This window comes from Ramlibacter pallidus (assembly GCF_015070875.1).
Lineage (GTDB): Bacteria > Pseudomonadota > Gammaproteobacteria > Burkholderiales > Burkholderiaceae_C > Ramlibacter > Ramlibacter pallidus.
In genome coordinates this window covers 241,304-256,221 of the sequence record NZ_JADDIV010000005.1, presented here as the reverse complement: position 1 = coordinate 256,221, position 14,918 = coordinate 241,304, and the positions used below count along the sequence as shown (strand labels likewise).

The window sequence follows — 14,918 nt, the reverse complement described above, 5'->3', positions numbered from 1 at the left end:
ATGGCCAGTTTCCTGCAGCGCATCTTCCGGCGCCCCGACTACAAGTCCGACGTCACCCAGTTCATCGAGCAGCTCAAGACCGAGAAGCCCGACCTGGAGGCGCAGCAGCGGGCCGGCCGTGCGCTCTGGTGGGACAAGAACCTGGACCGGGAGCAGATCTCCGAGTGGAAGCAGGCCCGCGTGCCGCAGAAGCCGTACGTGTACGGCGACGACCCGCGCCAGCGCCGCTGAAGCCTGCCGCGGCCATGGACACCGGCGAGACCGTCCTGCCCGAACTCCCCGAGCCCCCGGCCGCGGAAGAGACCGGCTTGCCGCAGGTGGTGGACCAGGTGGCGCTCGCCCGCCTCTATGGCGAACCGCTGTTCGCCATGCCGCAGGACCTGTACATCCCGCCGGACGCGCTGGAGGTCTTCCTCGAGGCCTTCGAAGGGCCGCTGGACCTGCTGCTGTACCTGATCCGCAAGCAGAACTTCAACATCCTCGACATCCCGATGGCGGCGGTCACCCGCCAGTACCTCACCTACGTCGACGAGATCCGCGAGCGCAACCTGGAGCTCGCCGCCGAATACCTGCTGATGGCGGCGATGCTGATCGAGATCAAGTCGCGCATGCTGCTGCCGCCCAAGAAGACGGCCGAGGGCGAGGAAGCCGAGGACCCGCGGGCCGAGCTGGTGCGCCGCCTGCTCGAATACGAGCAGATGAAGGCCGCGGCCTTCCGCCTCAACGAAATTCCGCAGCTGGGGCGCGACGTGCTGCGCGCGCAGGTCTACATCGAGCAGTCGCTGCAGCCCCGCTTTCCCGACGTCCACGTCGCGGACCTGCAGGAGGCCTGGCGCGACATCCTGCGCCGCGCGCGCCTGATCCAGCACCACAAGATCACACGCGAGGAACTGTCGGTGCGCGAGCACATGAGCATGGTGCTCAAGAAGCTGCAGGGCCGCCGGTTCGTCGAATTCGAGCACCTGTTCGACCCGGCCAAGGGGGTGCCGACGCTGATCGTCACCTTCATCGCCACGCTGGAGCTCGCCAAGGAAACCCTGATCGAGGTGACCCAGGCCGAAGCCTATGCCCCGATCTACGTGCGCCTGGCCTACCAACCTGCATAACAACGAAGAAGGGGCTCCCTTGAGCCAAGCCATCCCCCGCGATTTCGACGTGCTGATCGTGGGCAGCGGCCTCGCCGGCCTGTCCGCCGCCCTGCACCTCGCGCCCACGCACCGCGTCGCCATCCTCACCAAGCGGGCCATGAGCGACGGCTCCAGCGGCTGGGCGCAGGGCGGCATCGCCGCCGTGATGGACAAGACCGACAGCTTCGACGCGCACGTCGACGACACGCTGGTGGCCGGTGCCGGCCTGTCGGACCCGGCGGCAACACGCTTCGTGGTGGAGCATGCGCCCGAAAGCGTAGCCTGGCTGCGCGAGCTCGGCGTGCCCTTCTCCGAGGAGGACGGGCACCTGCACCTCACGCGCGAGGGCGGCCACAGCGCCCGTCGCATCGTGCACGTGACCGACGCCACCGGCGCGGCCGTGCAGCAGACGCTGATCCAGCGTGTGAAGCACACCGCCAACATCACCGTCTTCGAGCAGCACATGCTCGTCGACCTGATCATGGCCGCCAAGCTGGGACAGCAGCCGAACCGCTGCCTGGGCCTGTACGCGCTGGACGAGGCGACCGACGAGGTCATCACCTTCCGGGCGCCGCACACCATCCTGGCCACGGGGGGCGCGGGCAAGGTGTACCTGTACACGACCAACCCCGACACCGCCACGGGCGACGGCATCGCCGCGGCCTGGCGCGCCGGCTGCCGGGTGACGAACATGGAGTTCATCCAGTTCCACCCGACCTGCCTGTACCACCCGCACGTCAAGAATTTCCTGATCACCGAGGCGGTGCGCGGCGAAGGCGGCCGGCTGCTCCTGCCGGACGGCACCCGCTTCATGCCGAACCACGACCCGCGGCTGGAACTCGCGCCGCGCGACGTGGTCGCCCGCGCCATCGACTTCGAGATGAAGAAGCACGGCCTGGACTGCGTGCACCTGGACATCTCGCACCAGCCGCCGGAGTTCGTGCGCGAGCACTTCCCCAACATCCACGCGCGCTGCCTGCAGCTGGGGATCGACATCACGCGGCAGCCGATCCCGGTGGTGCCGGCGGCGCACTACACCTGCGGCGGCATCCACACCGACCTGGCGGGCCGGACCGACGTGCCGGGGCTGCACGCGATCGGCGAGACGGCCTACACCGGCCTGCACGGCGCCAACCGCCTGGCCAGCAACTCGCTGGTGGAGTGCATGGTGTTCGCGCGGTCCGCCGCCAACGACATCCTGGCGACGCGGCTGCCGGCGCCGCCGGACGTTCCGCCCTGGGACGACAGCCGCGTGACCGACGCCGACGAGGCGGTCGTCATTTCCCACAACTGGGACGAGCTGCGCCGCTTCATGTGGGACTACGTGGGCATCGTGCGCACGAACAAGCGCCTGGACCGCGCGGCGCACCGCATCACGCTGCTGCAGCAGGAGATCCAGGAGTTCTACAGCGCCTTCCACGTCACGCGCGACCTGCTGGAGCTGCGCAACCTGGTGACCGTGGCCGACCTGATCGTGAAGTCCGCGCAGTCCCGGCACGAGAGCCGCGGCCTGCATTTCAGCCGCGACTACCCGCAGATGGCGGCGGTCGCCGTTCCGACGACGCTGCAGCCGGCCTAGTCCATCCTCCGCACGGCGCGTGCCGCGCGCGCAACGAAGCCCTGTTCGCCGGGGGCCGGCCTTGCTATAAGGACGCCATGGTCCGCCTCAGCCGTTTCGTGTCCGCCGCCCTCCTCTCCGCCGTGCTCGCACCGGCGGGGGCGATGGAGTTCCACCCGGTGGGCGAGACGCTGGTCCTGTCGGGCCCCGTCGCCAGCGACGACCTGGTGCGGCTGCGCAACCACCTTGCCGCGCAGCGCTTCAAGCTCGTGCTGCTGCACGAGAGCCCCGGCGGCGACCTCTGGAACGGCTACCAGCTCGGCAACCGCATCCGCGAGGAAGGCCTGCCCACGGCGCTGTCCGGCAAGTGCGAATCCGCCTGCGGCCTGATCTTCCTGAGCGGCACCGAACGCGCGTTCAGCGACGGCCGCCCGCTGGCGCAGACGATGGTGGGCCTGCACGGGGCGCATGCGATCGACACCAAGCGGCCGCTGCCGGAGCTGTCGCCGCGCATGGCCTACATGATCCGCACCATGACCGGCCGCAAGTACCCCGCCGACCTGCTGGAGCGCACGGTCTACCCGCGCAACGCCGAGGACATCGTCTACGCCTTCCACCCGGGCCGCTACGACCAGCCCGGGCGCGGCGTCGTCGAATGCCTGAAGCAGCCGGACATCAGCTTCAAGTGCACCATGCTCCCGGGGCACGACGCGCTCGGGATCGGCGTGATCACCACGCCGGAAGTGCTGTCCCTGCCGCCCGAGGTGAAGGAACTGCTGGAACGGCTGTCGTGAGCGACGCTCCGCTGCCCCTGCTGGCGCTGGCGCTGCTGGCGGCCCTGCTGCTCACCGCCGCCTGGCACCGGCACCGCCGGTACCGGCTGGCCGAGCGCCCGGACCGGGAGTCGGCGCTCAACCAGCCGGCCAGCGACTGGCTGCGCCAGTCCGGCGACTTCGACCGCGTCAAGCTGGATGCCGAAGTGCCCCGCGAGACGGTCTACCTGCCCGGATGGCGGGCGCGCTGGCTGCTGGTGACGAACCGCCGCGTGCTGCTGTTCGCGGCGTCCGGCAGCGAGCGAAGGCTCCAGAGCGAATGGCCCCGCCGGGCCGTGGTGTTCGCCGGCCCGCCGGGTGCCTCGGGGGCCGCTTGGCTGCGCCTGCTGCGTCCGGCGCGCAACCTGGCGCTCACCTTCACGACGGGGACCACCCTGCACCTGCGCTGCGCGAGCAGCGTGACGGCGCGGCGGGTCGCCCAGCTCCTGATGTCCTCGCCGGCCCTGCCCGAGGAAAGCTTCCAGGCCCCGGCCCACTTCACCGTGGCGCGCCGCGGCCGCTGAAGCTCAGGCCGCCCCGATGTCCGGCACCAGGGCGCCGGCGGGCTGCCCCGCCTTGAGCGCCGCGGTGAAGGCCAGCATGCGGTCGATCGGCACGCGGGCGCGTTGGCCCAGCGCCGGATCCACGAACACCTCGTTGGCGCCCGTCTCCAGGACATGCGCCAGCCCCGCCAGGCCGTTCATCGCCATCCAGGGGCAGTGCGCGCAGCTCTTGCAGGTGGCGCTGTTGCCCGCCGTCGGCGCCTCGATGAAGACCTTGCCCGGGTTCAGCGTGCGCAGCTTGTGCATCATGCCGTTGTCGGTGGCCACGATGAACTCCCTGGCGTCCATCTCGCGCGCCGCCTTGAGGATGGCCGAGGTCGAGCCGACCGCGTCGGCCAGCGCCACCACGTCGGCGGGCGACTCGGGGTGCACCAGCACCTTTGCCTTCGGATACTGCTTCTTCAGGTCGACCAGCTCGAAGGCCTTGAACTCGTCGTGGACGATGCACGACCCGTTCCAGAACAGCATGTCGGCCCCGGTCTCGCGCTGGATGTAGCTGCCCAGGTGCTTGTCGGGGGCCCACAGGATCTTGTGGCCCTTCGCCTTGAGCGCGCCGACGATGTCCAGCGCGCAGCTGGAGGTGACGAGCCAGTCCGAGCGCGCCTTCACCGCCGCCGACGTGTTGGCATACACCACCACCGTGCGGTCCGGATGCTGCTTGCAGAAGGCGTCGAATTCGTCGGCGGGGCAGCCGAGGTCGAGCGAGCAGGTCGCGTCCAGGTCCGGCATCAGCACGCGCTTTTCCGGCGACAGGATCTTGGCCGTCTCGCCCATGAACTTCACGCCGGACACGACCAGGGTCTGCGCCGCGTGGTCGCGGCCGAAGCGCGCCATCTCCAGCGAATCGCTGACGATGCCGCCCGTCTCCTCCGCCAGGTCCTGCAGATCGGGGTGCACGTAGTAGTGCGACACCATGACGGCGTTGCGTTCCTTCAGCAGCTGCTTGATCCGTTCCTTGAGTGCGATGCGCTCGCCGGGGGACGGTTCGACCGGGACGCGGGCCCAGGCGAACTTCGTGTCGCAGGTGCTGCCGGGCAGCGGGTGCTCGTACTCGACTTCCTTCAGGGGGATGACGGCGCTCATGGTGTTTCCTTCAGGCGCATCGAGAAATCGGTGGCCTTCACGTCCTTGGTCAGCGTACCGATGGAGATGCGGTCCACGCCGGTTTCCGCAAGGGCGCGCAGGCGCTCCAGCGTGACGCCGCCGGAGATCTCCAGGATGGCGCGCCCCGCGTTGATGCGCACGGCCTCCCGCAACGTGTCCATGTCCATGTTGTCCAGCAGGACCATCTTCGCGCCGGCGTCCAGCGCCTCGCGCAGCTGGTCCAGCGTCTCGACCTCGATCTCGATGAAGCTTGCCTGCGCCGCGACCCGTTGGGCCGCCTGCAGGACGGCCGTGACGCTGCCCGCCGCGGCGATGTGGTTTTCCTTGATCAGCACGGCGTCGTACAGGCCGATGCGGTGGTTGGTGCCGCCGCCGGTCTTCACCGCGTACTTCTGCGCCAGGCGCAGCCCGGGCAGCGTCTTGCGCGTGTCGACGATGTGGGCACGCGTGCCGCGCACGGCCTCCACGTAGGCCGCTGTCTTCGTCGCCACCGCGCTGAGGAGTTGCAGGAAGTTCAGCATCGTGCGTTCGGCGGTCAGCAGCCCGCGCGCCGTGCCTTCCACCTGCAGCACGACCTGGTCCGCTGCGCAGCGCTGGCCTTCGCCGACCAGCCATTCGATCCTGGCGCCGGGCTCCACCTGGCGCAGCGCGGCCTCGGCCCAGGGCGCCCCGCAGATCACGGCGCTTTCGCGGGCGAGCACGCGGGCGTGGGCGCGCCGGGACGGGTCGACGAGCGCCGCGGTGAGGTCACCGCCGCCCACGTCTTCCGCGAGCGCGCGGGCAGCATCGGCGCGGGCGAGTTCGGCGATGGACGCGGGGGAGAAGTCGAACACGGATGGCATGGGGGGAGCATAGCGGGTGGGGGGACGTCCTGCTGACGGGGTCGTCCTTTGTGCACGCGGGTTCAGGGCGAGGTCGGGGGCCGGGGCGGAGCGGGAAATGTCGAGGGTTCGAGCGCCGCTGGCCCAGGGACGGGGGTTCGGGTTCCCGATCGCAGGGACGATTCGCTCCCCCATGGACAGGATTGCACCAAGCCGCTCGTCCGCATTGGAGGCGCATGTTCTCCATGACCGGCAATAGAGCGAGCCTGGACCGGAGAGCGGGTGCCCGGACCCCCGTCCCGCCCTGTCACTCATAGCGGCAAAGCGGCAAAGCCGCGCCAACCCCTCCCACACCCGGACCCGGACCGCTCCGACGCACGTCCTCCCCCGGGCGCCGACAATGCAGGCATGGAAACGACCTATGCCCCGACCGAACCCTCGCGAACCGAGGTCGATGCGCTGGCCGGCGCGACGGTGCTGGAATTCGGCACCCCGTGGTGCGGCTGGTGCCGTGCGGCCCAGCCCCTGATCGCGGGTGCCCTCGCCTCCCAGGCCGACGTGCGCCACCTGAAGGTGGAGGACGGACCGGGCCGGCCGCTGGGCCGCAGCTTCCGCGTGAAGCTCTGGCCGACCCTGGTGTTCCTGAAGGACGGCCGGGAGCTCGCGCGCGTCACGCGCCCGCAGAACCTCGACGAGGTGCGGGACGCGCTGGCGAAGATCGCCTAGTTCGCCGCGAAGCAGTACAGCAGGCCGCCGCCGCCGGTGGCGCGCAGGGCGTCCATGCCGCAACCGCGCGTACCGTGCGACGAGTTCCAGGAGCGCGACGGCTCGTCGTCGCGCAGGCCGACCCGGTCATGGTGGCCGACGATCGCCGAGCCCTCGCCGCTGCGCGTCCAGTTGCCGCAGGTGGTGTCCTGCGTGCCACCCACGGTGGCGCGTCCGTCGGGCGTGGAGCCGGTCAGGATGTCGTGCAGGTTCGGCGTGTCGCCCCGGCCGTTGACCAGCGCCGCCCGCTCGGTCACCGCGGTCTGCTTGGTGAGCTGGTTGGTGCCGTGCAGCTCGTCGACGTTGCGGGCGATCGTCACGCCGTTCGCGTTCACCCAGGGACCGCGGCCGATGCGGTCGCGCGCGTTCACGGTGCTGCCGGCGCCCGTCGTGCTCAGGTAGGCGCGCCAGGTCTTGCCGCCGGCGCCGACGGCGGTCGCCAGCGCCTGGCAATGGCGGTCGGCGCCCGCCAGGCCGCCCAGGTCGGCACCCCGGCCGGGGTTCGTGCTGGTGACGAAGAAGCTCATGCCGGAGGCGGCGGAACCGCCGGAGGGGCCCGCGCCCATGCCCGCGCAGGCGGTCAGGAGGGCGGCGATGCCGGCAAGGAGGGCGATGGCGGGAAGGCTGCGGCGCATGGAGTGCTCCGTTGTTGTTGGGAGCCCGAGTCTCGGCCCGCCGGACCCATCGCGGGGGTGGGAAGGTCCCTATGCCGGGATGGGAACTTTCAGCCTGCTTCCGAGGCAGGCTGCCGCGCCATCAGCAGGGCCACCGCTTCGGCGGGCGCCACCTTGCCGTCCAGCAGGTCCACCACCGCTTCGGCGATCGGCATGCGCACCCCGAGCCGGCGGGCGCGTTCGACCACCGTGCGCGCGCTGTAGACGCCCTCGGCGACGTGCCCGAGGGACGCCACCGCCTGCTGCAGGGTGCGGCCTTGCGCGAGCAGGAGGCCGACGCGGCGGTTGCGGCTCAGGTCGCCGGTGGCCGTGAGCACCAGGTCGCCCAGGCCCGACAGGCCCATGAAGGTTTCCGGCCGCGCGCCCAGCGCGACGCCCAGCCGCGTCATTTCGGCCAGGCCGCGGGTAACGAGCGCGGCGCGCGCATTGAGGCCCAGCGCGAGGCCGTCGCACAGGCCCGTGGCGATGGCCAGCACGTTCTTGACGGCGCCCCCCACCTCCACTCCCGGCAAGTCTTCGTTGGCGTACACGCGCACGGACGGACTGTGGAAGGCGGCGACCAGCGCGTCGCGCACTTCCGCGGATTCGCTCGCGGCGACCAGGGCCGTCGGCTGCCCCGCGGCCACCTCCTGGGCGAAGCTGGGGCCGCTCAGCGCACCGGCCGCGAGCGCCGGGGCGACCTCGGCGCGCACCTCGTGTCCCAACAGGCCATAGGACCGCGTCCAGGGAGCCTCGAAGCCCTTGCACAGCCAGGCGAGCGGGCGCCCGCATGCGCCCAGGGCGGCCAGCATCTCGCGCAGGGCCGCCATCGGCGTGGCGACGATGACCAGGTCGTGGCGGCGCGCCAGGGCGGGGAGGTCCGCCACGGCTTCAGCCGACAGCGCGACGGCCGGCGGCAGCTGGAACCCGGGAAGGTATTTGGCGTTGACGCGCGCGGACGCGATGGCCTGGGCCTGCGCGGTGTCGCGCGCCCAGAGCGTCACGGCGTGGCGCGTGCCCGCGCTGATGGCGAGCGCCGTGCCCCAGGCGCCGGCCCCGAGCACCAGGATGTCCATGGGGCCCGCGCCTCGCGCCTTACGCGGAGGTGATGATGCGCGAGGCGCCGCCGGCCTGCTGCTGTTGCTGCTCGGCCTGCTGCTGCTCGTACATCGCCTGGAAGTTGATCTCCGCCAGGTGCACCGGCGGGAAGCCCGCGCGCGTGACGATGTCGGCGACGTTGCCGCGCAGGTAGGGATAGACGATCTGCGGGCAGGCGATGCCCATGATGGCCTGCATCTGGTCGCCCGGGATGTTGCGGATCTCGAAGATGCCGGCCTGCTTCACTTCGACCAGGAAGACCGTCTTGTCCTTGATCTTGGTGGTGACGGTGGCCGAGACGGCCACTTCGAACATGCCTTCGGCGGCCTGCTGCGCCTCGACGCCCAGCTGGATGTCGACGCTGGGCTGCTCCTGCTCCAGCAGGATGGCCGGGGAATTCGGCTGCTCCAGCGAGGCCTCCTTCATGTAGACGCGCTGGATCTGGAAAACGGGATCGTTGTTGTCGGCCATGGCCCTTGCCTTTCGGTGCGAATGAAAAAGCCCGCCGGAACGCTCCGCGCGGGCGCAATGTGCGTGCAGCCGGCGATTATCTCAGGCCGGCGGGGGGTGGTCTCAGGCGGCCCCGTTGAGCAGCGGGACAAGGCCGCCGCGGCCGTCGAGGGCGATCAGGTCGTCGCAGCCGCCCACGTGCGTGTCGCCGATGAATATCTGCGGCACCGTGCGGCGGCCGGTGATCTCCATCATCTTCATGCGCTCGTCCGGCTGCATGTCGATGCGGACTTCCTCGATGGCTTCGACACCCTTGGACTTGAGGATCTGCTTGGCGCGGATGCAGTAGGGGCAAACGGCCGTGGTGTACATCTTGACGTGCTGCATGGTCTCCATCTTGGGGCGGGTTCAGGACTTTTCGACCGGCAGGTTAGCCTCTTTCCACGCCCGCAGCCCGCCACCCAGGACGACAGCCTTTTCGTACCCCAGGTTTTTCGCCACGCCCAGTGCACGGTTCGCGCGGGCACCGTTCGGGCAGACCAGGATGACCGGCAGCGCCTTGTTCTTCACCAGCTGGGGCAGCTTCTGCTCGAGTTCGCCCACGGGCGCGTTGCGCGCACCGGTGACGTGGCCTGCGGCGAACTCCTCGGCCTCGCTCACGTCCACGACCACGGCCTTCTCGCGGTTGATCAGCTGCACGGCACCCTCCGGCGAGATCCCGGAGCGGGCGCTTTTCGCGATCCCCGGCCACAGCAGCATGGCACCGGAGACGAAGGCGATCAGCAGCAGCGCCCAGTTCTGCACCACAAACGGCATCAGATCCATTCCAACCTTTCCATGAACCCGGTCTCGCCGGGCAACCCGCGATTCTAGAATGCCGGGTTCGCCCCTTCACGTTCCGTTTCCATCACCATGCACAAGCTCGTCCTGATCCGCCACGGCGAATCGACCTGGAACCTCGAAAACCGCTTCACCGGCTGGACCGACGTGGACCTGACGCCCACCGGGCTGCAACAGGCGATCCAGGCCGGCCGGCTGCTGAAGGCCGAGGGGTGGGACTTCGACCTCTGCTACACCAGCGTGCTCAAGCGCGCGACCCGCACGTTGTGGCACGTGCTGGATGAAATGGACCGCACCTGGCTGCCGGTGGTGCATTCGTGGCGGCTGAACGAACGGCACTACGGCGCGCTGCAGGGCCTGAACAAGGCCGAGACGGCGAAGAAGTTCGGCGACGAGCAGGTGCTGGTCTGGCGGCGCAGCTACGACGTGCCGCCGCCGGCCCTGGACCCGAACGACCCGCGCAGCGAGCGCGGCGACGTGCGCTACGCGAAGCTGCAGCCCGAGGACATTCCGCTGACCGAGTGCCTCAAGGACACCGTCGCCCGCGTGCTGCCCTTCTGGAACGAATCCATGGCGCCGGCCATCCGGGCCGGCAAGCGGGTGGTGGTGGCCGCGCACGGCAACTCCATCCGGGCGCTGGTCAAATACCTGGACGGCATCTCCGACCAGGACATCGTCGGCCTCAACATCCCGAACGGCATCCCGCTCGTTTACGAGCTGGACGCAAACCTGAAGCCCCTGCGCCACTACTATCTCGGAGACGCCGAGGCGGCCGCCAAGGCCGCCGCCGCCGTGGCGGCGCAGGGCAAGGCCTGAACGAGCGTGGTGCGCGGAAGAGGCATGTGGCGCGCCCGTGACGCGTTGTAGGACGCTTCCTGCGCCAATCCGCGTTTTTTTCACATGGCACGGCGGGTGCTTCGGGAACCCCAGGTGCTCCGGGGCGTCAGAGAGCTTTCCCAGGTGTATATTGACCACGAGAGGACTTGGACACCCCCCATGAGCCACAAACTCAAGATTGCCGGCTGGATTTCCGTAGGCGCCCTGGCCGGAGCGCTGACCACGGTCTCGTTGCAGACCGTTGCCCGTGGCTCCCTCGCGCCCCTGCCGCTGGAAGAACTGCAGCAGCTGGCGGCCGTGTTCAGCATGGTGAAGACCGACTACGTCGAGCCGGTCGACGAGAAGAAGCTCATCACCGATGCCATCTCCGGCATGGTGGCCAGCCTCGACCCGCATTCGCAGTACTTCGACAAGAAGTCCTTCAAGGAATTCCGTGAAGGCACGTCCGGCCGTTTCGTCGGCGTGGGCATCGAGATCTCGCAGGAAGACGGCCTGGTCAAGGTCGTTTCGCCCATCGAAGGGTCCCCGGCCTATCGCGCCGGCCTGAAGACCGGCGACCTGATCACCAAGATCGACGACACCGCCGTCAAGGGCCTCACGCTGTCCGAAGCCGTCAAGCGCATGCGCGGCGAGCCGAACACCCGCGTGATGCTGACGATCTACCGCAAGGACGAGAACCGCACCTTCCCGGTGACGATTACCCGCGAGGAGATCAAGACCCAATCCGTCAAGGGCAAGGTCGTCGAGCCGGGCTACGGCTGGATCCGCCTGTCGCAGTTCCAGGAACGCACCGTGGAAGACTTCGTCCGCAAGGTCGAGGAGATCTACAAGAACGACCCGAACGTGCGCGGCCTCGTGCTGGACCTGCGCAACGACCCGGGCGGCCTGCTGGACGCGGCCGTGGCGATCTCCGCCGCCTTCCTTCCGGAAGGCGTGCCGGTGGTCTCCACCAACGGCCAGCTGCCGGAGAGCAAGTTCGTCTACAAGGCGTCGCCGGAGTTCTACCAGCGCCGCGCCGGTGCCGATCCGCTCAAGCGCCTGCCGCCGCAGATCAAGAACGTGCCGCTGGTGGTGCTGGTGAACGAAGGCTCCGCCTCGGCTTCCGAGATCGTGGCCGGCGCGCTGCAGGACCACAAGCGTGCGACCGTCCTGGGCAGCCAGACTTTCGGCAAGGGCTCCGTGCAGACCGTGCGTCCGCTGGGTCCCGACACCGGCCTCAAGCTGACCACGGCCCGGTACTACACGCCCAGCGGCAAGTCGATCCAGGCCAAGGGCATCGTGCCCGACGTGCTGGTGGACGAGAGCGAGGAAGGCAACGTCTTCTCCGTGCTGCGCACCCGCGAGGCCGACCTCGACAAGCACCTGGGCTCCGGCCAGGGTGCCGAGGTGAAGGATCCGGCCCGCGAGGCGGCGCGTGAAGCGGCCCGCAAGCGCGCCGAAGACGAAGCCAAGAACGGCAAGTCCGCCAGCCGCACGCCGCCCGAGTTCGGCAGCGACAAGGACTTCCAGCTGGTGCAGGCGCTGAACCAGCTGAAGGGCCGGCCGGTGCTGGTCTCCAAGACGCAGGTCGTGGAGAACAAGGAAGAGAAGAAGGAGAACTGATCTCCTTCCGACGCGAAGAAGCGGCCTGCGGGCCGCTTCTTCTTTGGGCGCCCTCCTCGCCCCGTCCTTCCCGCAAAGCGGGGATCCAGGGCTCCCGCATTCCATCGGGGTGCGTCGCGGCAGGCGGCGGGCAGTACCGTCCCGCGGTGCCTCGCCCTGCACTCCGCTGTCGCTCGTTCCGGGTGCGCTGGAAGGCTGCTCCCGGCGGCGATCCGGCCTAACTCACTTCCGAGTTTGCCGCGCGCGGCAAACTCTCCGTTCAAACAGAAGCCCGGAAATCAGTGCACAGTCGCAGCGCTCGATACGCACTACGCGCTCTCGTAGCCCTGCTTCGCCGCCGGGAACAGCCTTCCAGCCGAGGCCCCTGACTGCGGGCCGGCACCGCCCGCCGCCTGCCGCGACGTTCGAAGGCGGAGGTGGGCCTGCCGGCCCACGGTGCGCAAGCCCTGGATCCCCGCCTTCGCGGGGATGACGGAGGGCGGGTTGCGGAGTGCGTCCTCGCGTTTGCGCCGAAAATGCACGCATGACCGACGACCAGCTGCTTCGCTATTCACGGCACATCCTCCTCGACGAACTCGGCGTCGAAGGGCAGGAGAAGCTGATGGGGTCGCACGCTTTGGTGGTCGGCGCGGGCGGGCTCGGCTCGCCGGTGGTGCTGTATCTCGGGACGGCCGGCGTCGGGCGCATCACCCTGGTGGACAACGACGCGGTCGACGTCACCAACCTGCAGCGGCAGATCGCGCACAACCTGCAGCGCGTCGGCATGCCGAAAGCCGAATCGGCCCGCGAAGCCGTGGCGGCCATCAACCCGGACGTGTTCGTGCGGCCGCTGGTGCTGCGCGCCGAAGGGCAGGAGCTCGACGAACTGGTGCCGCAGGCCGACGTGGTGATCGACTGCTGCGACAACTTCGCGACGCGGCAGGCGATCAACAAGGCCTGCTTCCGGCACGGCAAGCCGCTGGTGTCGGGGGCGGCGATCCGGTTCGACGGACAGATCAGCGTGTACGACCCGCGCGCGGCGGCGAGCCCGTGCTACGCCTGCGTGTTTCCGCCGGACCAGGAACTGGAGGAGACGCGGTGCGCGACGCTGGGCGTGTTCGCGCCGCTGGTGGGCATCATCGGCGCGATGCAGGCGTCGGAAGCCCTGCGCCTGCTGGTGGGGGTGGGCAGCTCGCTCGCCGGGCGGCTGCAGATGCTGGATGCGCGCAGCATGGAATGGACCGAGCTGCGCATCCGCCGCGACCCGCTGTGCCGGGTGTGCGGCACACGGGGCGCGTGACGCCTACTGGGACAGGCCCAGCAGGCCGACGATCTCGACGGCCGGAGCGGCCTGCACGGCCATCTGCACCTCGGCTTCACCGGGGGCCCCGAGCGCGACCAGCGCGGCGGCGATGAGCGTGCCGAAGAAGATCATGGAGGATTGGAGAAGCAACTTCATGGTGTTTGGCGGGCGTGAAACTGCATCGCCCTGAAGAGCACTGTTCCAGAACGTAAACGCCGCGTCCGTCGGCCCGCTGCGGAGGAGCGCGTGGTCCCGCGCCTACATCCGGCACCGTAGGACACTTCCTACCGGTGGGCCCAGGGGCCGCTGGCACAATCGCGCCGGACCCGGAGGGACCCCGCGCTTTACAGTGCGGGCCGCAGGACATCGCGAGTGGAACTCAGAACCTATATCGTCGAAGACAACGTCACGATCCGCGACAACCTGATCGAGACCTTGCAGGAACTGGCGTCCGTGCGCTCCCTCGGCTGGGCGGATACCGAAAACGAAGCGCGGGATTGGCTCGCCGCGCACCAGGGCCAGTGGCACCTGGTGATCGTCGACCTGTTCCTGAAGCAGGGCAGCGGCATCGGCGTGCTCGAGGCCTGCCAGCAGCGCGGCCGGGGACAAAGGGTGGTGGTGCTCAGCAACTACGCAACCGCCGACATGCGGCGGCGGTGCTCCGACCTGGGGGCAGATGCGGTGTTCGACAAATCGAACGAGATCGACGCGCTCGTGGACTACTGCCTGGCCCTGTCCGAGCGCCCCGCCTGAGCGGCGGGTTTCAGTCGATCAGCTTGTTCTTCAGCGCGTAGTACGTGAGGTCGCTGTTGGAGGAGAGGTTCATCTTCTCCATCAGGCGCGTGCGGTACGTGCTCACCGTCTTCACGGACAGCGACAGCGCCTTGGCGATGTCGCCGGCGGTTTCGCCCTTGGCCAGCTTCAGGAACACCTGGAACTCGCGTTCGGACAGCTGCTCGTGCGGCGCGCCGCCTTCCTTGCGATTGAGCTGCTGCGCCAGCAGTTCGGCCACGGCCGGCGAGATGTAGCGGCGGCCCAGCGCGATGGTGCGGATCGCGTTGACGATCTCCATCGGCTCGCATTCCTTGTTCAGGTAGCCGCTCGCGCCCTGCCGGATCAGGTTCATCGCGTAATGCTCTTCCGGGTAGCCGGAGAGGATCAGGATCCCGACGTCGGGTGCTTTCGCACGGATCATCCCCAGCGCGTCGATGCCGCTCTGCCCCGGCATGGAGAGATCCATGACGAGGACGTCCATCTCGGTCGTCCTCACGAGGTCGATGGCCTCGCGACCGCTCGATGCCTCGCCGACGACCCGCAGGTCGACTTGCTCGGAAAAGAACTGTTTGAGGCCCGACCGCACGATGGCGTGGTCGTCCACAATGCCCACTTTGATCATGCTTCACCTT

The 14,918-nt window shown here is 69.2% G+C and carries 19 protein-coding genes; 10 read left to right on the top strand and 9 right to left on the bottom strand.

Annotated features, from left to right (window positions below; translation table 11 throughout):
• From IM787_RS18210 to IM787_RS18190, 5 genes are all read left to right on the top strand, one after another.
• Window positions 1–231 carry a DUF3460 family protein gene (locus tag IM787_RS18210; protein WP_193678128.1) on the top strand — a complete coding sequence of 77 codons (231 nt, stop codon included), beginning with the start codon at window positions 1–3 and terminating at the stop codon, window positions 229–231.
• Between the two features lie 14 nt (window positions 232–245).
• Complete coding sequence (locus IM787_RS18205) at window positions 246–1,106, top strand: segregation and condensation protein A (RefSeq protein ID WP_193678127.1); 861 nt, start codon at window positions 246–248, stop codon at window positions 1,104–1,106.
• 19 nt (window positions 1,107–1,125) lie between these two features.
• Window positions 1,126–2,706, top strand: a complete 1,581-nt coding sequence (gene nadB, locus IM787_RS18200) for an L-aspartate oxidase (protein WP_227494470.1) — start codon at window positions 1,126–1,128, stop codon at window positions 2,704–2,706.
• A 77-nt stretch (window positions 2,707–2,783) separates the two neighbouring features.
• On the top strand, window positions 2,784–3,479 hold the full coding sequence (locus tag IM787_RS18195) for a hypothetical protein (protein WP_193678125.1): 696 nt from the start codon (window positions 2,784–2,786) through the stop codon (window positions 3,477–3,479).
• A complete protein-coding gene (locus IM787_RS18190) occupies window positions 3,476–4,021 on the top strand; it encodes a hypothetical protein (protein WP_193678124.1) in 546 nt (181 codons plus the stop codon). Before IM787_RS18195 ends, IM787_RS18190 begins: the two co-directional genes overlap by 4 nt.
• Before the next feature lie 3 nt (window positions 4,022–4,024).
• On the opposite strand, the gene nadA is transcribed toward IM787_RS18190, so the two are convergent.
• Both nadA and nadC read right to left on the bottom strand, forming a co-directional pair.
• Window positions 4,025–5,143, bottom strand: a complete 1,119-nt coding sequence (gene nadA, locus IM787_RS18185; RefSeq protein WP_193678123.1) for a quinolinate synthase NadA — start codon at window positions 5,141–5,143, stop codon at window positions 4,025–4,027.
• A complete protein-coding gene (nadC, locus tag IM787_RS18180; RefSeq protein WP_193678122.1) occupies window positions 5,140–6,006 on the bottom strand; it encodes a carboxylating nicotinate-nucleotide diphosphorylase in 867 nt (288 codons plus the stop codon). The genes nadA and nadC overlap by 4 nt, the downstream gene beginning before the upstream one ends.
• Before the next feature lie 387 nt (window positions 6,007–6,393).
• On the opposite strand from nadC, the gene IM787_RS18175 reads away from it, so the two are divergent.
• On the top strand, window positions 6,394–6,711 hold the full coding sequence (locus tag IM787_RS18175; protein ID WP_193678121.1) for a thioredoxin family protein: 318 nt from the start codon (window positions 6,394–6,396) through the stop codon (window positions 6,709–6,711).
• Here the strand turns inward: IM787_RS18175 and IM787_RS18170 are convergent.
• The 5 genes from IM787_RS18170 to IM787_RS18150 all read right to left on the bottom strand — a co-directional run bounded on the left by IM787_RS18170 (window position 6,708) and on the right by IM787_RS18150 (window position 9,767).
• Window positions 6,708–7,385, bottom strand: a complete 678-nt coding sequence (locus IM787_RS18170) for a hypothetical protein (RefSeq protein ID WP_193678120.1) — start codon at window positions 7,383–7,385, stop codon at window positions 6,708–6,710. The two genes, IM787_RS18175 and IM787_RS18170, sit on opposite strands and share 4 nt — an antisense overlap.
• 89 nt (window positions 7,386–7,474) lie before the next feature.
• The gene (locus IM787_RS18165; RefSeq protein WP_193678119.1) at window positions 7,475–8,479 is read right to left on the bottom strand and encodes an NAD(P)H-dependent glycerol-3-phosphate dehydrogenase; all 1,005 of its coding nucleotides are present in this window, start codon (window positions 8,477–8,479) and stop codon (window positions 7,475–7,477) included.
• Between the two features lie 19 nt (window positions 8,480–8,498).
• Window positions 8,499–8,972 carry a protein-export chaperone SecB gene (gene secB, locus IM787_RS18160; RefSeq protein WP_193678118.1) on the bottom strand — a complete coding sequence of 158 codons (474 nt, stop codon included), beginning with the start codon at window positions 8,970–8,972 and terminating at the stop codon, window positions 8,499–8,501.
• 102 nt (window positions 8,973–9,074) lie between these two features.
• The gene (grxC, locus tag IM787_RS18155; protein ID WP_193678117.1) at window positions 9,075–9,338 is read right to left on the bottom strand and encodes a glutaredoxin 3; all 264 of its coding nucleotides are present in this window, start codon (window positions 9,336–9,338) and stop codon (window positions 9,075–9,077) included.
• Window positions 9,339–9,359: 21 nt separating this feature from the next.
• Complete coding sequence (locus IM787_RS18150; protein ID WP_193678392.1) at window positions 9,360–9,767, bottom strand: rhodanese-like domain-containing protein; 408 nt, start codon at window positions 9,765–9,767, stop codon at window positions 9,360–9,362.
• Window positions 9,768–9,863: 96 nt separating this feature from the next.
• On the opposite strand from IM787_RS18150, the gene gpmA reads away from it, so the two are divergent.
• The 3 genes from gpmA (at window position 9,864) to IM787_RS18135 (ending at window position 13,509) form a co-directional block, all read left to right on the top strand.
• Window positions 9,864–10,607 carry a 2,3-diphosphoglycerate-dependent phosphoglycerate mutase gene (gpmA, locus tag IM787_RS18145; protein ID WP_193678116.1) on the top strand — a complete coding sequence of 248 codons (744 nt, stop codon included), beginning with the start codon at window positions 9,864–9,866 and terminating at the stop codon, window positions 10,605–10,607.
• A 180-nt stretch (window positions 10,608–10,787) separates the two neighbouring features.
• The gene (locus IM787_RS18140) at window positions 10,788–12,230 is read left to right on the top strand and encodes a S41 family peptidase (RefSeq protein WP_193678115.1); all 1,443 of its coding nucleotides are present in this window, start codon (window positions 10,788–10,790) and stop codon (window positions 12,228–12,230) included.
• A gap of 523 nt (window positions 12,231–12,753) precedes the next feature.
• Window positions 12,754–13,509: a HesA/MoeB/ThiF family protein gene (locus IM787_RS18135; RefSeq protein ID WP_193678114.1), complete on the top strand. Its 756-nt coding sequence runs from the start codon at window positions 12,754–12,756 to the stop codon at window positions 13,507–13,509.
• Window positions 13,510–13,512: 3 nt separating this feature from the next.
• Here the strand turns inward: IM787_RS18135 and IM787_RS18130 are convergent, their stop codons facing one another.
• Window positions 13,513–13,668 carry a hypothetical protein gene (locus tag IM787_RS18130; RefSeq protein ID WP_193678113.1) on the bottom strand — a complete coding sequence of 52 codons (156 nt, stop codon included), beginning with the start codon at window positions 13,666–13,668 and terminating at the stop codon, window positions 13,513–13,515.
• Window positions 13,669–13,884: 216 nt separating this feature from the next.
• Between IM787_RS18130 and IM787_RS18125 the strand changes: the two genes are divergently transcribed.
• Entirely contained in the window at window positions 13,885–14,265 is a 381-nt protein-coding gene (locus tag IM787_RS18125; protein WP_193678112.1) for a response regulator, read from the top strand.
• A gap of 10 nt (window positions 14,266–14,275) precedes the next feature.
• Here IM787_RS18125 and IM787_RS18120 read toward each other — a convergent pair whose 3' ends face one another.
• The gene (locus IM787_RS18120; RefSeq protein WP_193678111.1) at window positions 14,276–14,908 is read right to left on the bottom strand and encodes a response regulator; all 633 of its coding nucleotides are present in this window, start codon (window positions 14,906–14,908) and stop codon (window positions 14,276–14,278) included.
• Window positions 14,909–14,918: the final 10 nt, after the last annotated feature.

Excerpts from the sequence above, each read along its gene's own strand:
- IM787_RS18195 (WP_193678125.1), top strand. The coding sequence starts at position 2,784 with ATGGTCCGCCTCAGCCGTTTCGTGTCCGCCGCCCTCCTCTCCGCCGTG.
- secB (WP_193678118.1), bottom strand. The coding sequence starts at position 8,972 with ATGGCCGACAACAACGATCCCGTTTTCCAGATCCAGCGCGTCTACATG.
- IM787_RS18130 (WP_193678113.1), bottom strand. The coding sequence starts at position 13,668 with ATGAAGTTGCTTCTCCAATCCTCCATGATCTTCTTCGGCACGCTCATC.
- IM787_RS18170 (WP_193678120.1), bottom strand. The coding sequence starts at position 7,385 with ATGCGCCGCAGCCTTCCCGCCATCGCCCTCCTTGCCGGCATCGCCGCC.
- IM787_RS18150 (WP_193678392.1), bottom strand. The coding sequence starts at position 9,767 with ATGCCGTTTGTGGTGCAGAACTGGGCGCTGCTGCTGATCGCCTTCGTC.
- nadC (WP_193678122.1), bottom strand. The coding sequence starts at position 6,006 with ATGCCATCCGTGTTCGACTTCTCCCCCGCGTCCATCGCCGAACTCGCC.
- IM787_RS18165 (WP_193678119.1), bottom strand. The coding sequence starts at position 8,479 with ATGGACATCCTGGTGCTCGGGGCCGGCGCCTGGGGCACGGCGCTCGCC.
- IM787_RS18210 (WP_193678128.1), top strand. The coding sequence starts at position 1 with ATGGCCAGTTTCCTGCAGCGCATCTTCCGGCGCCCCGACTACAAGTCC.
- IM787_RS18120 (WP_193678111.1), bottom strand. The coding sequence starts at position 14,908 with ATGATCAAAGTGGGCATTGTGGACGACCACGCCATCGTGCGGTCGGGC.
- IM787_RS18135 (WP_193678114.1), top strand. The coding sequence starts at position 12,754 with ATGACCGACGACCAGCTGCTTCGCTATTCACGGCACATCCTCCTCGAC.
- IM787_RS18140 (WP_193678115.1), top strand. The coding sequence starts at position 10,788 with ATGAGCCACAAACTCAAGATTGCCGGCTGGATTTCCGTAGGCGCCCTG.
- grxC (WP_193678117.1), bottom strand. The coding sequence starts at position 9,338 with ATGCAGCACGTCAAGATGTACACCACGGCCGTTTGCCCCTACTGCATC.
- gpmA (WP_193678116.1), top strand. The coding sequence starts at position 9,864 with ATGCACAAGCTCGTCCTGATCCGCCACGGCGAATCGACCTGGAACCTC.
- IM787_RS18175 (WP_193678121.1), top strand. The coding sequence starts at position 6,394 with ATGGAAACGACCTATGCCCCGACCGAACCCTCGCGAACCGAGGTCGAT.
- nadA (WP_193678123.1), bottom strand. The coding sequence starts at position 5,143 with ATGAGCGCCGTCATCCCCCTGAAGGAAGTCGAGTACGAGCACCCGCTG.
- IM787_RS18205 (WP_193678127.1), top strand. The coding sequence starts at position 246 with ATGGACACCGGCGAGACCGTCCTGCCCGAACTCCCCGAGCCCCCGGCC.